This window comes from Collimonas humicola, assembly GCF_018304945.1.
Classification (GTDB): Bacteria; Pseudomonadota; Gammaproteobacteria; order Burkholderiales; family Burkholderiaceae_D; genus Collimonas; species Collimonas humicola.
The window spans coordinates 195,211-210,269 of record NZ_JAGQEE010000002.1 but is presented as its reverse complement, the minus strand read 5'-3'; the positions used below and the strand labels follow the sequence as shown (position 1 = coordinate 210,269).

At 47.4% G+C, this 15,059-nt stretch carries 10 protein-coding genes; 2 read left to right on the top strand and 8 right to left on the bottom strand.

The window, feature by feature from the left end; genetic code table 11:
* Positions 1-41: 41 nt before the first annotated feature.
* From KHU30_RS09625 to KHU30_RS09590, 8 genes are all read right to left on the bottom strand, one after another.
* Positions 42-1,850: an AAA family ATPase gene (locus KHU30_RS09625; protein WP_211442441.1), complete on the bottom strand. Its 1,809-nt coding sequence runs from the start codon at positions 1,848-1,850 to the stop codon at positions 42-44.
* A 78-nt stretch (positions 1,851-1,928) separates the two neighbouring features.
* Positions 1,929-3,536 carry a hypothetical protein gene (locus KHU30_RS09620; RefSeq protein ID WP_211442440.1) on the bottom strand — a complete coding sequence of 536 codons (1,608 nt, stop codon included), beginning with the start codon at positions 3,534-3,536 and terminating at the stop codon, positions 1,929-1,931.
* Positions 3,537-3,758: 222 nt separating this feature from the next.
* Positions 3,759-4,802 carry a hypothetical protein gene (locus KHU30_RS09615; protein WP_211442439.1) on the bottom strand — a complete coding sequence of 348 codons (1,044 nt, stop codon included), beginning with the start codon at positions 4,800-4,802 and terminating at the stop codon, positions 3,759-3,761.
* A complete protein-coding gene (locus KHU30_RS09610; protein WP_211442438.1) occupies positions 4,795-6,447 on the bottom strand; it encodes an AAA family ATPase in 1,653 nt (550 codons plus the stop codon). The genes KHU30_RS09615 and KHU30_RS09610 overlap by 8 nt, the downstream gene beginning before the upstream one ends.
* A 438-nt stretch (positions 6,448-6,885) precedes the next feature.
* Positions 6,886-9,042: a hypothetical protein gene (locus tag KHU30_RS09605; RefSeq protein WP_211442437.1), complete on the bottom strand. Its 2,157-nt coding sequence runs from the start codon at positions 9,040-9,042 to the stop codon at positions 6,886-6,888.
* Positions 9,043-9,137: 95 nt separating this feature from the next.
* On the bottom strand, positions 9,138-9,830 hold the full coding sequence (locus KHU30_RS09600) for a hypothetical protein (RefSeq protein WP_211442436.1): 693 nt from the start codon (positions 9,828-9,830) through the stop codon (positions 9,138-9,140).
* Between the two features lie 104 nt (positions 9,831-9,934).
* A complete protein-coding gene (locus KHU30_RS09595) occupies positions 9,935-10,105 on the bottom strand; it encodes a hypothetical protein (protein ID WP_211442435.1) in 171 nt (56 codons plus the stop codon).
* A 35-nt stretch (positions 10,106-10,140) separates the two neighbouring features.
* Positions 10,141-10,620, bottom strand: coding sequence for a hypothetical protein (locus KHU30_RS09590; protein WP_211442434.1), 480 nt, complete (start codon positions 10,618-10,620; stop codon positions 10,141-10,143).
* 694 nt (positions 10,621-11,314) lie between these two features.
* Here KHU30_RS09590 and KHU30_RS09585 point away from each other — a divergent pair.
* Together KHU30_RS09585 and KHU30_RS09580 are read left to right on the top strand one after the other, a co-directional pair.
* Positions 11,315-13,063: an ATP-dependent nuclease gene (locus KHU30_RS09585; RefSeq protein WP_211442433.1), complete on the top strand. Its 1,749-nt coding sequence runs from the start codon at positions 11,315-11,317 to the stop codon at positions 13,061-13,063.
* Positions 13,047-15,053: a UvrD-helicase domain-containing protein gene (locus tag KHU30_RS09580; RefSeq protein WP_211442432.1), complete on the top strand. Its 2,007-nt coding sequence runs from the start codon at positions 13,047-13,049 to the stop codon at positions 15,051-15,053. Before KHU30_RS09585 ends, KHU30_RS09580 begins: the two co-directional genes overlap by 17 nt.
* Positions 15,054-15,059: the final 6 nt, after the last annotated feature.

Here is a 15,059-nt window from a genome sequence, read left to right as displayed (position 1 = left end):
GAAATGCGCTGAAACAAGATTCATATTCAGCATACGAGTCACTATTCCTTGTCAGGCAGAGGCTTTGCGATTTTCGAGAAGATATCCCAAAATTCTTGGGGTATGAGATTGAGCGTCATATAACTTTGATGTAAGTCGTTCGGTGGAAACGGATATGGGGAAAAAGCTTGCCGAACACTTGCTGCGAGAGAGTGGTCGTCGCATTCAAGGAACCATCGTGGATATTGCAGTTGGAGACCACCCTTAAAATACACCGGAACAAGATCTGTTAAATGAGGTTCGATCTCCGGGGAACTTGCAAGAATTTTGTTCCACACCGAATCCACGACGAGCTGGAGTTCTGATGGCTTCTCTTCCTTTAGTCGGGAGCCGTTGCCTTGTCGAAGTGAAGGGATTTGGTAGAGCTGCGCGTGGAATTGAGAGCGCTCAAGCCATAAGCAAAGCCATATATTTAAAGGATCGAATACATAATTCTCGATACCGTTTCTACTATGGACAAAGATGCCTTCTTCCGGCATGTTTTGATTTGGTGATGCGTCTCGATCTAATATTCCGTAGAAGCGTTCGAAATCCCATGCGCGAAGAAACCGTACGGTCTCTTTCACTTTTGAACAGCCGTCTCTAACTGAGAACGATACACCTGGGAAGCTAGTCAATCCCGCTTCCACCATCAGAGTCCAGAGTCCCCTATAAAACGGTGGATCGGAAGGTCCTTCAAGGACAATAAACCGCGTGGCTGTATCCACTGCGACCAGCCCGCCTGTGAGTTTGGCTACCACCTCAGCTGAGTTTTTTACTGGCACGATTCGAGGTGTACCGTGCCGTTGCAGCTCAAATACTGAGCCTTTGGGAGCGAGCGCTACCGTCGATGGAGAATGAGTCGTGATGATTACTCGGGCTCCATGGCGTTCGACCAATACGCTTTGGAGAACGCTGAGAAATTTTCTGACTAATGAAGGGTGTAGATGGGCGTCTGGCTCGTCAAGAATGATCACGTCGTAACTCTTTTTCCAGGTTTCTGCCAAGTATCGCCAGGCAACAATTGAAAGCATGATGCGTTCACCTGACGAGGCTTCGGAGACTGGCACTACCGTTCCTCGTTTGATGTCTCGAAGCTGTAGTTGGTATGGCGGTGTCGGACGAGCAAGGATAGTTGGGCGTTCTATTGATGGTGCAACAATCTCAAAACCTACGTCGGCCTCCTTGCAGAATGTATTAAACGTTTCCCAAGGTGGGTCGCCGAGTTGTTCGATTACGCCCATTGTATCTTCGGAATTCCTAGCAGCTCTGTCTTTCGCCGCAGCCCGCAATACCTCATAACTGAGAAAAAGGAACGCTAGGTTGTTTTGGTTACTCGTACCTTGTGCAAGGCGAGCTGGCGTGAGTCGGGACTCAAATTTGTCCCAGCCGGGGCGGATGATCTGGGATGTAGTCACGTTGTCATCTACGCTAGTAGTGATTTCCTCCCAATCTATATAGAGCGGGTCATCCAGAAACGTCGAAAATGCATTTGTCGCAGGCACATCATAGAGACGATGAGCTTCGGCAGAAATTATTTCTATGCTTGCTGAGCCCCAATCGGACGGTATCCATGATGCATCGGCGTAGAATGCATTGCCTCCCATATACCTCTTGCCGTCAATTTCCAAAGCGGTGCCCATAAGTTTATTTCGCATTCCCAGCGTCCCGAAGATGCTCTGCCCGTAACCTGCTGCCAAGACCTCCAGCAGTTGCGTTTTCCCCGCGCCATTTTCGCCAGTAACGATGGATAATGGTGGGACATTATCCCAGCTCATATCTTCAATAGAGCCATGTTTTCCAAGTATTCGGTACGATACTGATGTAATCATATTTATCTCTATGTCGCGTGGCGGTTGTGGCATTCTACAAAGCAGACATAGCAGCAAGCCTGCGGTAGCGGGAGTACGTTAATGGACGATGACGGTCGACGGAAACAGTCCCGGGAGTATATTATCCCCATAGTCGGGAATGAAGTTCATCGAGCTCTCTATGAAATCGGGTGCACCGTGTTCGAGCGGCCGGGGATATAACCTGAAGATTCGCGCGAAAGGCACGCGTATATTCGCTGGATGGCTGGACTCCTTCAACCACTCAGCGAAGTTGAATGTTCGCATGTCGGCGATCGCACTGCGGGCTCCCTCTTGGTAGGCGACATAGGGAATACCAAATTCTCCTGGCGGGATCTGCTCGATGGCTTCCCTTAGCGTAGACATCGGGCCCCACGAACGCTTCTTGATCGCCTGCTCACTGCTGTTGGTCCACAAAAGCCCGACTGGCTCTTCGGCCATGTCCACTACTGATTCCTCATAGTTTCCGACACGGCAGACAAGACCATCCCATTCTGCAAGGTCAGAATTCCAATCAAAGACTGCGTTGAGCATCATCGGTGAATACATGCGCGTTTGACACCCAATATTCACCAGCCGATCTGATTCCGTATAGGTCGCAGTTCCCCATGAATAGATTGCTCTCCCGTTGCTATCGCTGGCGAAACGCATTTGCAATAAACAGGTGATAATTTCATCGACCGGAGCCGCCCGCGACTCGACCGACAGATGTAGCGAAAACGTTCCCCACATCCCTGCCTCTCTTGCCCGGGCATCCAGCTTGCCAAATAGTTCCCGCATAGCGCGCTCTTCGATGAGCTCATATTCCGTGAGGACCCGTTTGCGCTTGCATTCGATGACAAGAGGGTAAGGATCGTGGCACCGCAAGTCGGGTGTCTTCTCGCCGCTCGGTTCTAGGAACTCCACCGACCGACCTTTGGCCGCACATCCGGCGGCGACTAGCAATTCGAACATTGTCGAATCCACGTCCCTGGAGGAGCCCTGCCAGAGCGATCGGACACGCTTCTTAGCACCTGGAATCTCCAATAGCACATCGAGTCGTTCGGCCAATCGAGCAATCTGCGGTATCAAACTGGCGCCGGCGAACATATCGTATCCGGGGGCATTCATGAGCCAGGCACGGCTCTCGCCGACGCACTGCGCAAAGCGGTGTTTCTGCGGATATTCGCTTTCCGGGGCAACTCCTTTGACGATGGATATGAGACCGTTCGTTCCCTTGAGCCAAGGCGCATCCAATTCCGAGGCCTGGTATTCGCTCAATGTGGACTTCGGTATCAACCTGAGCAGCCTGTCGAACGAACGCGCGAGCAGAACACCGACGTCCTCGCCTGTGGGGGCTACTTGGTCAGCGGTCAATTGTTCGCGGTGGTACCGGGGAGGGTCATCACCTGACGTTTCTGTGGCATCGGTCGCTTCGAGCTCCTCTTCCGTCAGCTCGAGCAAAGTTGCCATGCTTTCCACGATTTTATTAAAACGATCGTTGGCAGCTGAGCCTTCTTTTTCTTGTTCTTCCATCTTCCGTCTGGATTCGTCCGAAGGATTCCGGGCGAAGATGCGCCTTGCGTCGGCGATGCCACGCATGATGGATTCCAGTTCACGCTTCGCTGCGTCCGCTTCTGTAGTCAAAGCCTGAAGCGCATTTTTATTATCATCATTCAGCGGTTTCATTGTTTTGTCAGGGCTTCAGTCAGCGCCTCGTTGCAAATTGTCGACCATTCAGCGGCCGGTGTCGAATGACCGCTCGTGGCTGTGGATTCAACCGGTGGATGCAACACACAATAATGGCTGCTGAACCAGTTTCGTCAACGACAGCGCAGAAATTACGCTGTTCGCTAGCAGTGCGTCGGCGGCTGCAGTTATGCTTAGGGAAGCTGGCAGGTAGTTCACAGCTTACGCAATATTCAAGATCCCAAACGCATCTATGCTTTTCAGAACATCTCTATTGAGTTTTCCCTTTTGATAACCCAATATCTCGCATTTCTTGAATGGCACTGTCGCGCCTATCAGGTCAAATAGAATCTCCTTTTCTCTTGCAGTGATTTGTGCGTTCGCATACTTATGATATCCAGCGACTAGATTTACCGTTTCTTTGAGATCGTTAGTCAATCTAGGGTGCAGAGAGAGATCATGCGCCAACTTATCAGGTCTGCCACCTTTCTTTGTGTTCAAGTTGACCTTTGCTTCGCCGTCGCTTTTCCAAAAATCGAGGTCAAAGTCGAAGATGTAGTGATCATCGAAGTCCTGATGATATGGGTGGATGTGCGAGTCAACGTCAAAAAGCTTGGTACCTTTGGCTGTGGCATTGCAATAGTGGCAGCACGGTATTAGGTTGTAGAAGGAAAGCGCAAAGAACGGAAATCTACACTTTGAATAAAAATGATCCAGATCCAAGTACGCCTTTTGTTTATCTCCCTGCACGTCCTTCCATGCTGTCATTTCCAGTGGAACGAAATTGCAATAGGGGCACGTAAGCGACTTAAGTTTCAGCTGCGTTAGATAAATTTTAATGAAAGGGGCACCACTGCGGTACGCCGAATAGTCGAAAATTTTCTCTATCAAAAATTTTCCGAATTCGGTTTGACTATCAACTCCCTTACTGCTGGTATAGATATCGTCGTGGTTTAAGATGTTGAAAATCTTATCCGCTCTTGCTTTCAATTCCGCAGGCTTCGCAATAATCAGCTCTCTGAGATTTTTCTCGTCGGATAGGTATTCGATAAATTTTTGATGGCGCTTTCCAGCCTCCTTGTACTTATCTTGATAGGCTGGCTGCGAAATCTCAAGTTTTGCTGCTTCAACTTTTTTTATCAAAGAGCTTCCTCGGTACTCCTTTTTTCCTGACTTATTTCTCACATTTAGACAGTTCCATTGCGCAGTCGCGACATCATGTAATTCTTTATCAGTTATCTTGAGAAAGGTCTGAAGCTTAATCATGGCCGATTACTCTCTTTAAGCTAAAACTGATCAATTCATCGCCGAGAACCTCAAGGGTCTTCATTACCTCAATTCGCTTGGTCTTGCTTACTGTTTCTGTACCCTTAACAACATCGATTAGTTGATCGATTTTTTGTTGTGCGAAATGTCCGCGCTTTGCGGAACCAAGAAAAAGTGGCTCGGCATAAAGGTCGTATAAATTTCCACCGAAAGTTTTAATTGTCAAATCTATGCCATCAATAGACTGTACGATCCCATCAGAATCGATGCCTAAAGACGTGATGTTTCTATTGGGAAGATCGGACAGTAAAAACGGAGAATGAGAAGTGAGCAGCAACTGAATTTTCCCAGAATAGAGCTGAGGAAGTACTTTCATCAATTTGCTGAAAAATTCGATTTGCCATTGAGGATGTAGATAGAGATCGCCTTCATCAATACAAAGAAGTAAGAAGGGCATTTTCACACTTTTGAGCTCGCGGTAGAGAGAGGAAAAGAGATTTAGATATGCCTTGTGTCCAGAACTTATTCCAGTCCAGCTGATATTCAAATCAAGTTCTTCACAATTTTCAATAAATGCGCGAATGAAGGCCCTGGTACTTCTCTTATACGGAACAAGAAATGTCCACTTTCCTGGTGAGACCTTTCGCTCTTCGATTGGTATTCTGCTGGCCTTAACTTTCCGGATAAACGTGATTAGCGCTAGCAGTTTGACGCCATCTTGAGCTATGTTGTCTTCAACTGGCCTATGTGCCCAATCGCCGAATTTCTCTGCCAGATAGTTCACAATCAAATCGGAGATATCTTCGTTAGCAGAATTCTTTACCGATGTTATAAGATCGTCGAAGGGAATGGGTTCCCTGCTGTTTGTGAATAGGGCAACGCGGTTGTAGACGCTAAGAACACGAAAAAGACATTCCAACGAGAGCAGATTTGCAAAACGTACGGAAGCTGGCAGAGATCTAATTTTTTTATCAACGTCTCTTGCAAAGGAATATATATCTTCCAAAGTCCGACGAACCCTCCAATCGTCTCGACGATTCCTTTTGAAATCGATTCGAATTTCTGAAGGCGTTTCGATTTGAAGGTCTGCGAATATGCTGGAGTTGATAAACCTTATCTGATTGCCGAATTGTAAATGCTGCGGGTAACTAGCCATCCCGCGAAATCTGTAGAGGCTGTTATTGGAAATATCGGCGATGTCTTTATCGAATTCATGAACTCTCTCATCAAATACGTTTGAAAAATACACGACTTTGAGCGGGTTGATTTTCTGGACAACGGGATGAAAATCGATGGTTGTCAGATTCGGTGCGCCGGGGATGCGATTATCTGAAAATGAGTAATAGCAGGAGAAGCGTCGGCCTTCTTTGACAATCAACAAGTAATCTGTCTCAACTAATTTAGGACCTTTCAAAAGCCTGCAGACTAATTCCAGCGCGTTGCTCTTGCCCACTCCGTTCTTTCCAACAATACCAGTGACATCAAGTATGTCTTTTCCAAAAAAGTTTTTTGGAAAAGCTGGCAAATCTTTTTTAGAAATGATCATGCTCAATGGGTCGAAGGAAAATTTTTCAGTGCTAGAAAAATTTATTCCCGTATTTTTGAAAGTCCTGAATTTTTCTGTCCAGGCAAAAACAATTTTCATACCTCTATTCCCCTTATTCGAATGCTATGCACTAATTTAATAGACTAGGCCTTAGTTCTGTCGTCGCAATATAGCAGTACTCGTCGTAATTGGCGCTGCTGCCACACAGGTGCTTACTTCGGTAACTCATAGACACCGAGTTTGGCCTGAGTTGGAAACTCAGGCAGGTTATTCATGGACAGTCGGAGCGCCAATCTAGTCGGTCGTCAGATTTTGATAATGTGAACAGTTATATCGGCCTCATGGTCGAGGCACCGATAACTAGGACGAAATTATTCCTTAGCAGATTTTGTCAATGGTGTTTTCTACGAAATATGTCAGCTTCTGGCGGAATTATGTCGTTCACGAAAAACCGAAGTCGCGCCTAAACGGTCGTGGCATCCACATGATCGCAGCCGCTCAATGCACACATTTCATCATTTTTTTTCGGAAACACGTTCATGCCGAGCGCTGTCCCGCAAGGCCATGTTGCGCTATGGCTGTCCAAGTGAGTTTCACAGCAATGCTGGCGACGGCTTGTTCGTTAAGAAAATATACCTCTGCCCCTGGGTCGGTGATTGGGGGAAGCCACTTGGTCATCGGTTCTACAAGGTGCCCACTTCCAACCGTTCCGTCTTGGGAGACAATGACCGTCGGCCAGAGGTGTCCCGCATCGAAGATTGCTTGCACGCCAGCCTTGAGTCCATCCCAGTCGATATCCAGTTCTGGCATGGACGAAACTGTATGTGCTACAACGGGGACGACCTCGTCAATTGCAGGCAGCACCATGCTCACGAATACTTCTAGCAACGCATCCCCTTGGAATGCATTGAGTACGAGCTTGAGGGCAGTGTCGTCTGCTTCATTTACTGCCACGCCACCATGTTGTGCGAGGAACTTTCTGAATTTGAGCAACGCACTGAGATTCCTATGCCCGCTTCGCAACTCAGCAGGCAGCAGGACTTCACCAATAATGCGCTTGGTTTCGTAGATCATTCGTGTCAGTTGCTCTGACGTTATCAGGCGCCCACCTTCGCTTTCAAACCAGTCATTGAAGAGCGTAGCGCCGTAGCGGCCTAGCCGGAAGCACAACTGATGAACTGGATGCTCGTCCCCGATAAGGTGCTTTTCCACCCAGACGCTCAGTTCTGCGGCAGCCTGCGCTCTTCGCTCCGGCCTATCCGATATCGTTGGCATCGGTGCCGTGACCTCTTTCGCGGTCAAATAGATTTCGTGCATCTCTACTGCATAATGCAAAGTCTCAACGTGGGACCAGCGAAGCAGCGGCTCAAGGTGGATCGCCGCTTCGTCGCTCCGGGCCGCATTGCCAGATACAAACTCATGCGTTCCCAACACCACACCCGCATGGAATGCATCGCTACAGCGAATCATGCCGCCACGGAACGGGGATAAGCCTGATATGCTATCAATCAAGGGAATAGCTACTTCTGGATCCCTCCAGTCCAGTTCGTTATGGCTAATAAACGGCATATGGCGATCACGCACTCCCGTGTTGCATATGAATTCGCGCGCATATTCTCCAAGCTTGCCCCAAAAGTCGAATCGGATGGGAACTGCACCAACGCGGCGCTGACGCAGTTTCTCATGCCATGAGAAAGCACCTTCGAATTCTGGGTCGTAACGGTCATTCAGGATTGGAAACGCCTCTTTTGCAATCCTGTAAACTACAGATGGCACTAATGCAGGCGCATCGGTGGCCTGCGTATCGAAGTAATTTGTGACTTCCGATTGACGTCGAGGCAACCCATGCTTCGAGCACCAAGCGTGCATAGCGATGGGATCGACAGCGCACAGCGTCATGCCCCATCGCCCGCGCCCCATACCGTTGACATCTTTCCACAGCATCAAGAACCCATGCGAGCCAGCTCGATCGCCCGCCCGCGCGATTACCTCCATCGCTGTGATCAACGATCGAGGAGGTTCGTGCTCGCCGGCGTCAGGCGTCTCCTCAGCGAGGTACATATCGATGGTCTGCAGCGCGTCGGGAGGCAGGCCGAAACTACCTGTCAGATGCCAGGCCTCCGGTAAATGACAGGCGATGCGGAACGGTTGGCTATCAGTATTCACCTTGAGCGCCAGGCAGTTCTTCGCAGACCATGCATTCAGGTTTGCAACTGCGTGATTGAGCAGAGTCGACCAATCTTTGGCTACAACCACAAAGCAGATGTCGAAATTCCCTAGAAATGGCAGTACGTTGCGCAATTCGTGCTCATACCCTGCAAGCTCCGTTACCGTTTGCCGCTCAGTAAACACCTCACGTTTGACCTCAAACACTACAAGAGTTCTACTTTCAGGGTTGAAGCAAAGAATATCGGGACGCAGCACTTCCCCCGTAGCGAGCGAAATGCTCTTGTTGACTGCAATGATCTCGAGCGGTTCTAGATTCGTCAGCACAGTCTGTGCTGCGTCTGCAGATGCCAGCCGGGACACCTGATCTATGCTGAACGTCCGGATGTAAGAAGGTTGGCGCGCTGATTCCGCAATCCTGCGAATGCACTCAGTTTCCGCGATGGCTTCTAGTAGCCGATCGGTTTTGATCAGCGTCAGCAACCAATCGACGATTTCCGCTTCAAGCGAAGTATCTGGTTTTTGCATTTGTGCTTCCTCCTAGTCCAGTACTTTCACTTTGGATAGTAAAAAAAGACCCCGTGTGACGTGATGCTGCTTGGTCAAATCTGAGCCAATACGGATTACCTTATTTTGGGGTCATACATTTTAAGAAGGCGCTCGTAGTCGCTATCCCAGTAGGTTTCGCATGAACATCGATCAGAGCATTTCCGCCGCTCAATCGGAACATCAATTCCTCCATCCTGCATTGCATGACGCAATGCGCCAACACCCATGCTGTAGAAATCAACGTCATCTTCTGTCAGACAATGAGGATCGTCGAAAATAATTTTCTTAAGATGTCTGCCGAATGGGAGGCTCCCGCCACTGTGACGAAGTACGATCATTTGATCGAAGCGCCCCAAAACAAAATTTTCTGCTAGATCATCTCTGTCCTGAAACCAGCGCGAGTGATCAGGCCTCCCAGCCCATTTTGTCGGATTGATCTTAGTGACCCATATTCGGCCGGTGCTATTTTTGTTGATGATGTTTATGTCGAAGACGAAAAGGACAGGACCATAAACATTCGCCCGCCTGGCACGTCTATGGATGTCTACTGAGTCAAGGAAGACATCAAACCAAACACTATAGCGCCTATCCACGTCGTCAGAGGATTGGGACGTTTGTGCTACATCGAGGCGCTCTACGGTACCGCGAGACATCAATGATCGAGAGCGAATAAATTGACATGCAGTCGCAACGCTATTCGCGTGATGAAGTTGAATTACCCCTTTTTCCGTGAGAGTCTCAAATACATGCGTTGAGGGGATATCCATATGATCTATTCCTCAAATTGTTCTCGTAGATTGAGTATTCGTCAGGCGTTACCAATCAGATTCTGGCAATGTTATGCCGACCAATTGCATAATCAGAACAAATTTCACGTCTGTGCCGAATATAAGCGTGGCAGTCTTGTTTTCAACATCTGTTTTTCCTGTCCAACCACTAGAATGTGCTTGAACGTACTGTCATTGATACCGTTGGTGATCCGATTGATGATGTCAGCTGCTGTTTCTGAGTTCGCAGACACGCCTTCTGTTTGCTTATTCATGATTTCTTGGTCTCAACAAATGGGCGCTTGTTCGACTAAAACCGCGCATTCTCAAGAAGTTCGTCAATCCATGAGCTCTGTCCCCAACCCGCGTCCGCCTCCAAAGCTATATCGATTCGGTGGAGTTGTATTTTGTGGATTTCTTTGTCAGTGACAGGGAAGAAGGCGTGTCCTGGTTTGCTGTGCAAATAGAAGTCACCGATCTTGGTTAAGCATTTCTCACAGTGGTTCATCCAATATGTTTGTCCCGCCGTGCCGCTATAGTCAGGAAAGAAATGCGGTGACAATCCTTTAAGATAAGTTTCAACAGCATCGTTCACATCGCTGATATTTGAAAGTGAACACGGAGTTGGAGCAGATGTATTGTCATCGCCGTCATTCCCAGCTTTCGCGCCATCTTCGACGTTAGGCAACAAAACGGCGAAAACCCTTGTATCAGATCCGCACGACCAACATTCCTCCACAGACTCGGCGAGCAAGAACCAAGGGGAAAGAATAGTTTCGTCATCACTCATAATTTGAAATACTCAAGGCTGATCAGCAATAAGACGCAAATCATTATTGGCCATCGCGCGGTTTCGTACCGGCTTTGCCGGTATATGGATTTACGTTGCCCTTTGTACTGTAGTTATCGTTTCTGGTGGAGTTACGGTTGGTCGCATGGTACGAATTAACCTGCGTCCCATTGCTTCGTGTGTAACCATGAACTGTATGATTTGAACGGGAACTTGAAGCCGAATGGGATGATGAATGCCCGCCACCGCGGGCATAAACGTTACCTGACAGTCCAATCATCATTGCCAATGTCGCGACGCCGAGTGCTATACGCATATTGCTCCAAGTGATTGGTAAATTGTAAATAGTAGCAGTAGCATGCTTTATGGCAATATGATTTGTCAACAATGATTGTCGGGATATAAGCATCTTTCAATGGCTTGCGTTCTCGCCAACTGTTTGATTATCGGAAGGGCGTCGTCTGTTAAGCACTCGACAGATCTAGTGAGTCGGAAAAAAAGCTCCAAAATGCAGAGAGGTAGCCTCCAGCGGAAAGTCGGATTTAGATTATTCTTAAAATTGGAAAAATTCTAAGTACGACGACACATTGGTGTTCACGTACAACATGTTCTTGCGTGGAGGAACATTAGAGTGTGATCATTTTTGTCATAGAATGTTTGGACGGTACATTGAACAACTACAACAACAATTACTATGCATCTTTCTAACATTAAGCTGTGGAATTTTAGGAAGTACGGCAGTTGCGCAGCATTTGCTTTGGAAACCCCCAATCTCGATCTGAATTTTAATTCCGGCCTCAACGTTTTAATTGGCGAAAACGATTCAGGGAAATCTGCGATCATCGACGCCATTCGCCTTGTGTTGAAAACGCATAGCTACGATTGGTCACGGATCGGCGAAGATGATTTCCATCTGGACCAGAACAGGCTGCGGATTGAGTTGATCCTGTCTGGTATCGAGCCGGACGAAGGGAAAAATTTCACAGAGTTCCTATGCTGGGAATTCGTTGAGGAAACCGCCACTCCATTTCTGCGCCTAATTCTCGACGTAAAGAGAAATCGCCTGTCTAACCAAGTGCTCCCATACGACGTGCGTGCCGGCGCCGATGCCGACGGAAGACAACTCAGCCCCGAAGCGCGGGAATATCTAAAGGTAACCTATCTCAAACCCCTACGAGATGCTGAGGTAGAGTTGGTTGCAAGAAAAAATTCGCGACTCTCACAAATTCTCGTTGGGCATGAGGCGTTCAAAAACAAGGGGGCTGAGCACCCACTACTGGAGCAATTGGCGAATTTCAATGGTTCGATTGAAAGCTATTTCGAGGGGAAAGATCATTTAGGTGTAGTCATCGTGGATCAGCTCGGTAAAAACCTGAAGGATCAAATTGACACATATATCCAGGAACTATATGAACCCGGCAAAAAAACTGGCTTGGCAGTTACAGAGCGAGGCCAAATCAAGAATTTGCTGGAAAAGCTAGAGCTCTCCATTCAAGGGGAAATCAGACCTGGGCTGGGAACTCTTAATCGACTTTTTATGGCATCCGAACTGCTACATCTGAACAAAAGCAATTGGACGGGAATGCGGCTGGGATTAGTAGAAGAGCTGGAAGCGCATTTGCACCCGCAGGCTCAGATGCAGGCTATCGAGACGTTCCAGAAGCAAATAGACGTGCAATTAATACTAACCACGCATAGCCCCAACATTGGATCGAAACTGGAACTTAAAAATCTTATCATTTGTAGCGGAAGCAATGCATTTCCTATGAGTTCCGTGTACACGGAGTTGGATGAGGACGACTACGTTTTCCTTCAACGTTTCCTGGACGTGACGAAGGCAAATTTATTTTTCTCTAAGGGCATCATATTGGTAGAAGGCTGGTCGGAGGAGTTGTTGTTACCTGAATTTGCAAAATTAATCGGCTACAATTTAACAGAAAAAGGCGTGGCCGTTGTCAACGTGAACAGCCTAGCTTTTATCCGCTATGCAAATATTTTTAAACGCAAGAATACTCCTCACTTTACCAAGCCTGTGGCCGTAGTAACCGATGTCGATATCCAACCAAACGACGAAGATGGTTCCGTTGTTGGTGACAGGGTAAAGCTTACCCTAGGGCTTGCTGCTAAAGCCGCGAAATACGACGGTCAAAGTGTAAAGTCCTTCATTGCGCCTCAATGGACTTTGGAATATTGCCTGTCGAAATCAACTACGTTCAAGGATAAATTCGCTGAAATCGCAAAAGCCGTGCACAGCAAAACTGACTGGACGGACTTCGACGCAACTCTCGCGGATAAGTTGAAACGCCGTGCCTTGGCCAAAACGGAGATTGCGAGCCGACTCGCACAGTCGATTGCCAGTGGAAAGATCGACAAAACGAAGGTAGCTGGAGACACGCATATTGAATACCTAGTTAAGGCTATTGAATATGTCTGCGCACATTAACGTTTCGGATGATGACATTGCGTATGCGGAGCGTATTCTTTTGCCCGCCGGCACGACCTTCGACGACGAACGCCGAAAATTCATTCGGAATCTTGAAACGATTGATTTGCAGGCGGTTCCTGGAAGTGGAAAGACAACAGCTCTGCTCGCGAAGCTATTGATAATTGACCGCTATTTGCCTTTTGACGATGGTTCTGGAGTTTTGGTTATATCGCATACTAATGCAGCAATAGATGAAATAAAAAACAACATAGGTCTCTACTGCAACAATCTTTTCAAATACCCTAATTTTGTAGGCACAATTCAGAGTTTCACGAATGAATTCCTAGCGACACCATTTTATGTCGACAAATATAAGAAAGTACCTCTTCGAATTGATGACGATATCTACGGCCAGAAATTCTCGTCACCCCCGTATAAGATAAAGGAATTCACAGACCAAGAGAACAAGAATGCCAGACGTTTCCTTTTGGCGAACAAGAAGGCCATACGATGGTCCTTCGTCGATGGCAAAGTTTGCCTAACAGACGAATATTGCGGGAAGAAAATTGATTTCAAAAAACCGAAGAATAAGGCTAAGTCTTACGAAGACTGGAACGCGGATGAAAAAAACAGGGTTCGACAATGGATCACAAAATTCAAGGCCGGAATTCTGAAGGCTGGGTGTCTTTGTTATGACGATGCGTATTTCCTTGCAAGCGTTTCGCTTCAGAAAAATTCGGCTTTTAAACTGCTGCTCCAAAGACGTTTTTCTTGCGTGTTCGTCGACGAGATGCAGGACATGGCGCAGCATCAGCATGACCTTTTGGAGTCAATTTTCTTTGACGGCGGATCAAGTAGATCGACTTACCAAAGAATTGGCGACAAGAATCAATCCATTTTCGACGGGAAGGAAGCTACGGCGCAGAATTTTTGGAAAGACCGAGAGACCGTCTTAGAGCTTAACGGCAGCTATCGACTGAGTTCGATACTTGCAAGTATCGTCAGCCCGTTTGCCATCGTACCTTCGAAAATTGAGGGGAGACGGAAAAATATTGATGGAAGCGACATTGCCATCAAACCCCACTTCATCGTGTTTTCGGAAACTACAAAAGTACAGGTAATTTCTCGATTCGCTATGATCGTCAAAACGCTATTGGATGAGGGGAAAATTCAGGCAAACCTGCGCAATAAATACAAAGCAGTTGCCTGGGCAACGCAAAAGGATGATGGAAAGTTACGACTCTGCGACTACTATCCAGACTACTCAAGGGAAGAGCAACAGCAAAGAACAGATTATTCTACCCTCGAAGGATATATTACCAACTATGACAAGAATGACCGTACATTGTCGTCCGTTGAACGAAATATTAGTAATGCGCTACTCAGAATTCTGAGAGAAGAAGGAATCGTCGATACTACCCAAGCGCAATATTCGAAATCAAAAATGCGAGAATTTCTGAAAGATTTCAAACCCAATTATTGGGTCGCGTTCGAGGCTAAGTTGTACCAGTGGTGTCTAGGTGTCGTTCAAGGGCACGGCGCTGCCGCTTTGTTGGACATTCGGAATAATTTACCTGAATTTCTCCTCCAGTTTGAGGGGCAGATAAACAATAGTTCAAATTTTATAAACGGATCCAGCGGACCGGCGGTTTCAGCGTCAGTCTCGTTAAGTAAAAGACTGAGAAATGTCTTGCCATATGATGGTTTCGATGTGGAGGTGTCGACAGTGCATCGCGTTAAAGGGGAAACACATACGGCGACCCTGTATATGGAAACGTTTTATCAAAAAGGTGCCGGAGGTAACTACGAATCCGAGCGATTGGTAAATTCACTAAAAGGCAATACTTTAGCCGTGGACGCCCACAATCTGGTCAAACAGTCGGCGAAGATGGTTTATGTTGGATTCTCTAGACCAACTCACTTACTTTGCTTTGCAGTGCACGAATGCAGGTTCGCCAAGTTTGGCGAGGAAATAGACAAAGACATATGGGAAGTGGTTCGACTATAGTGTCCG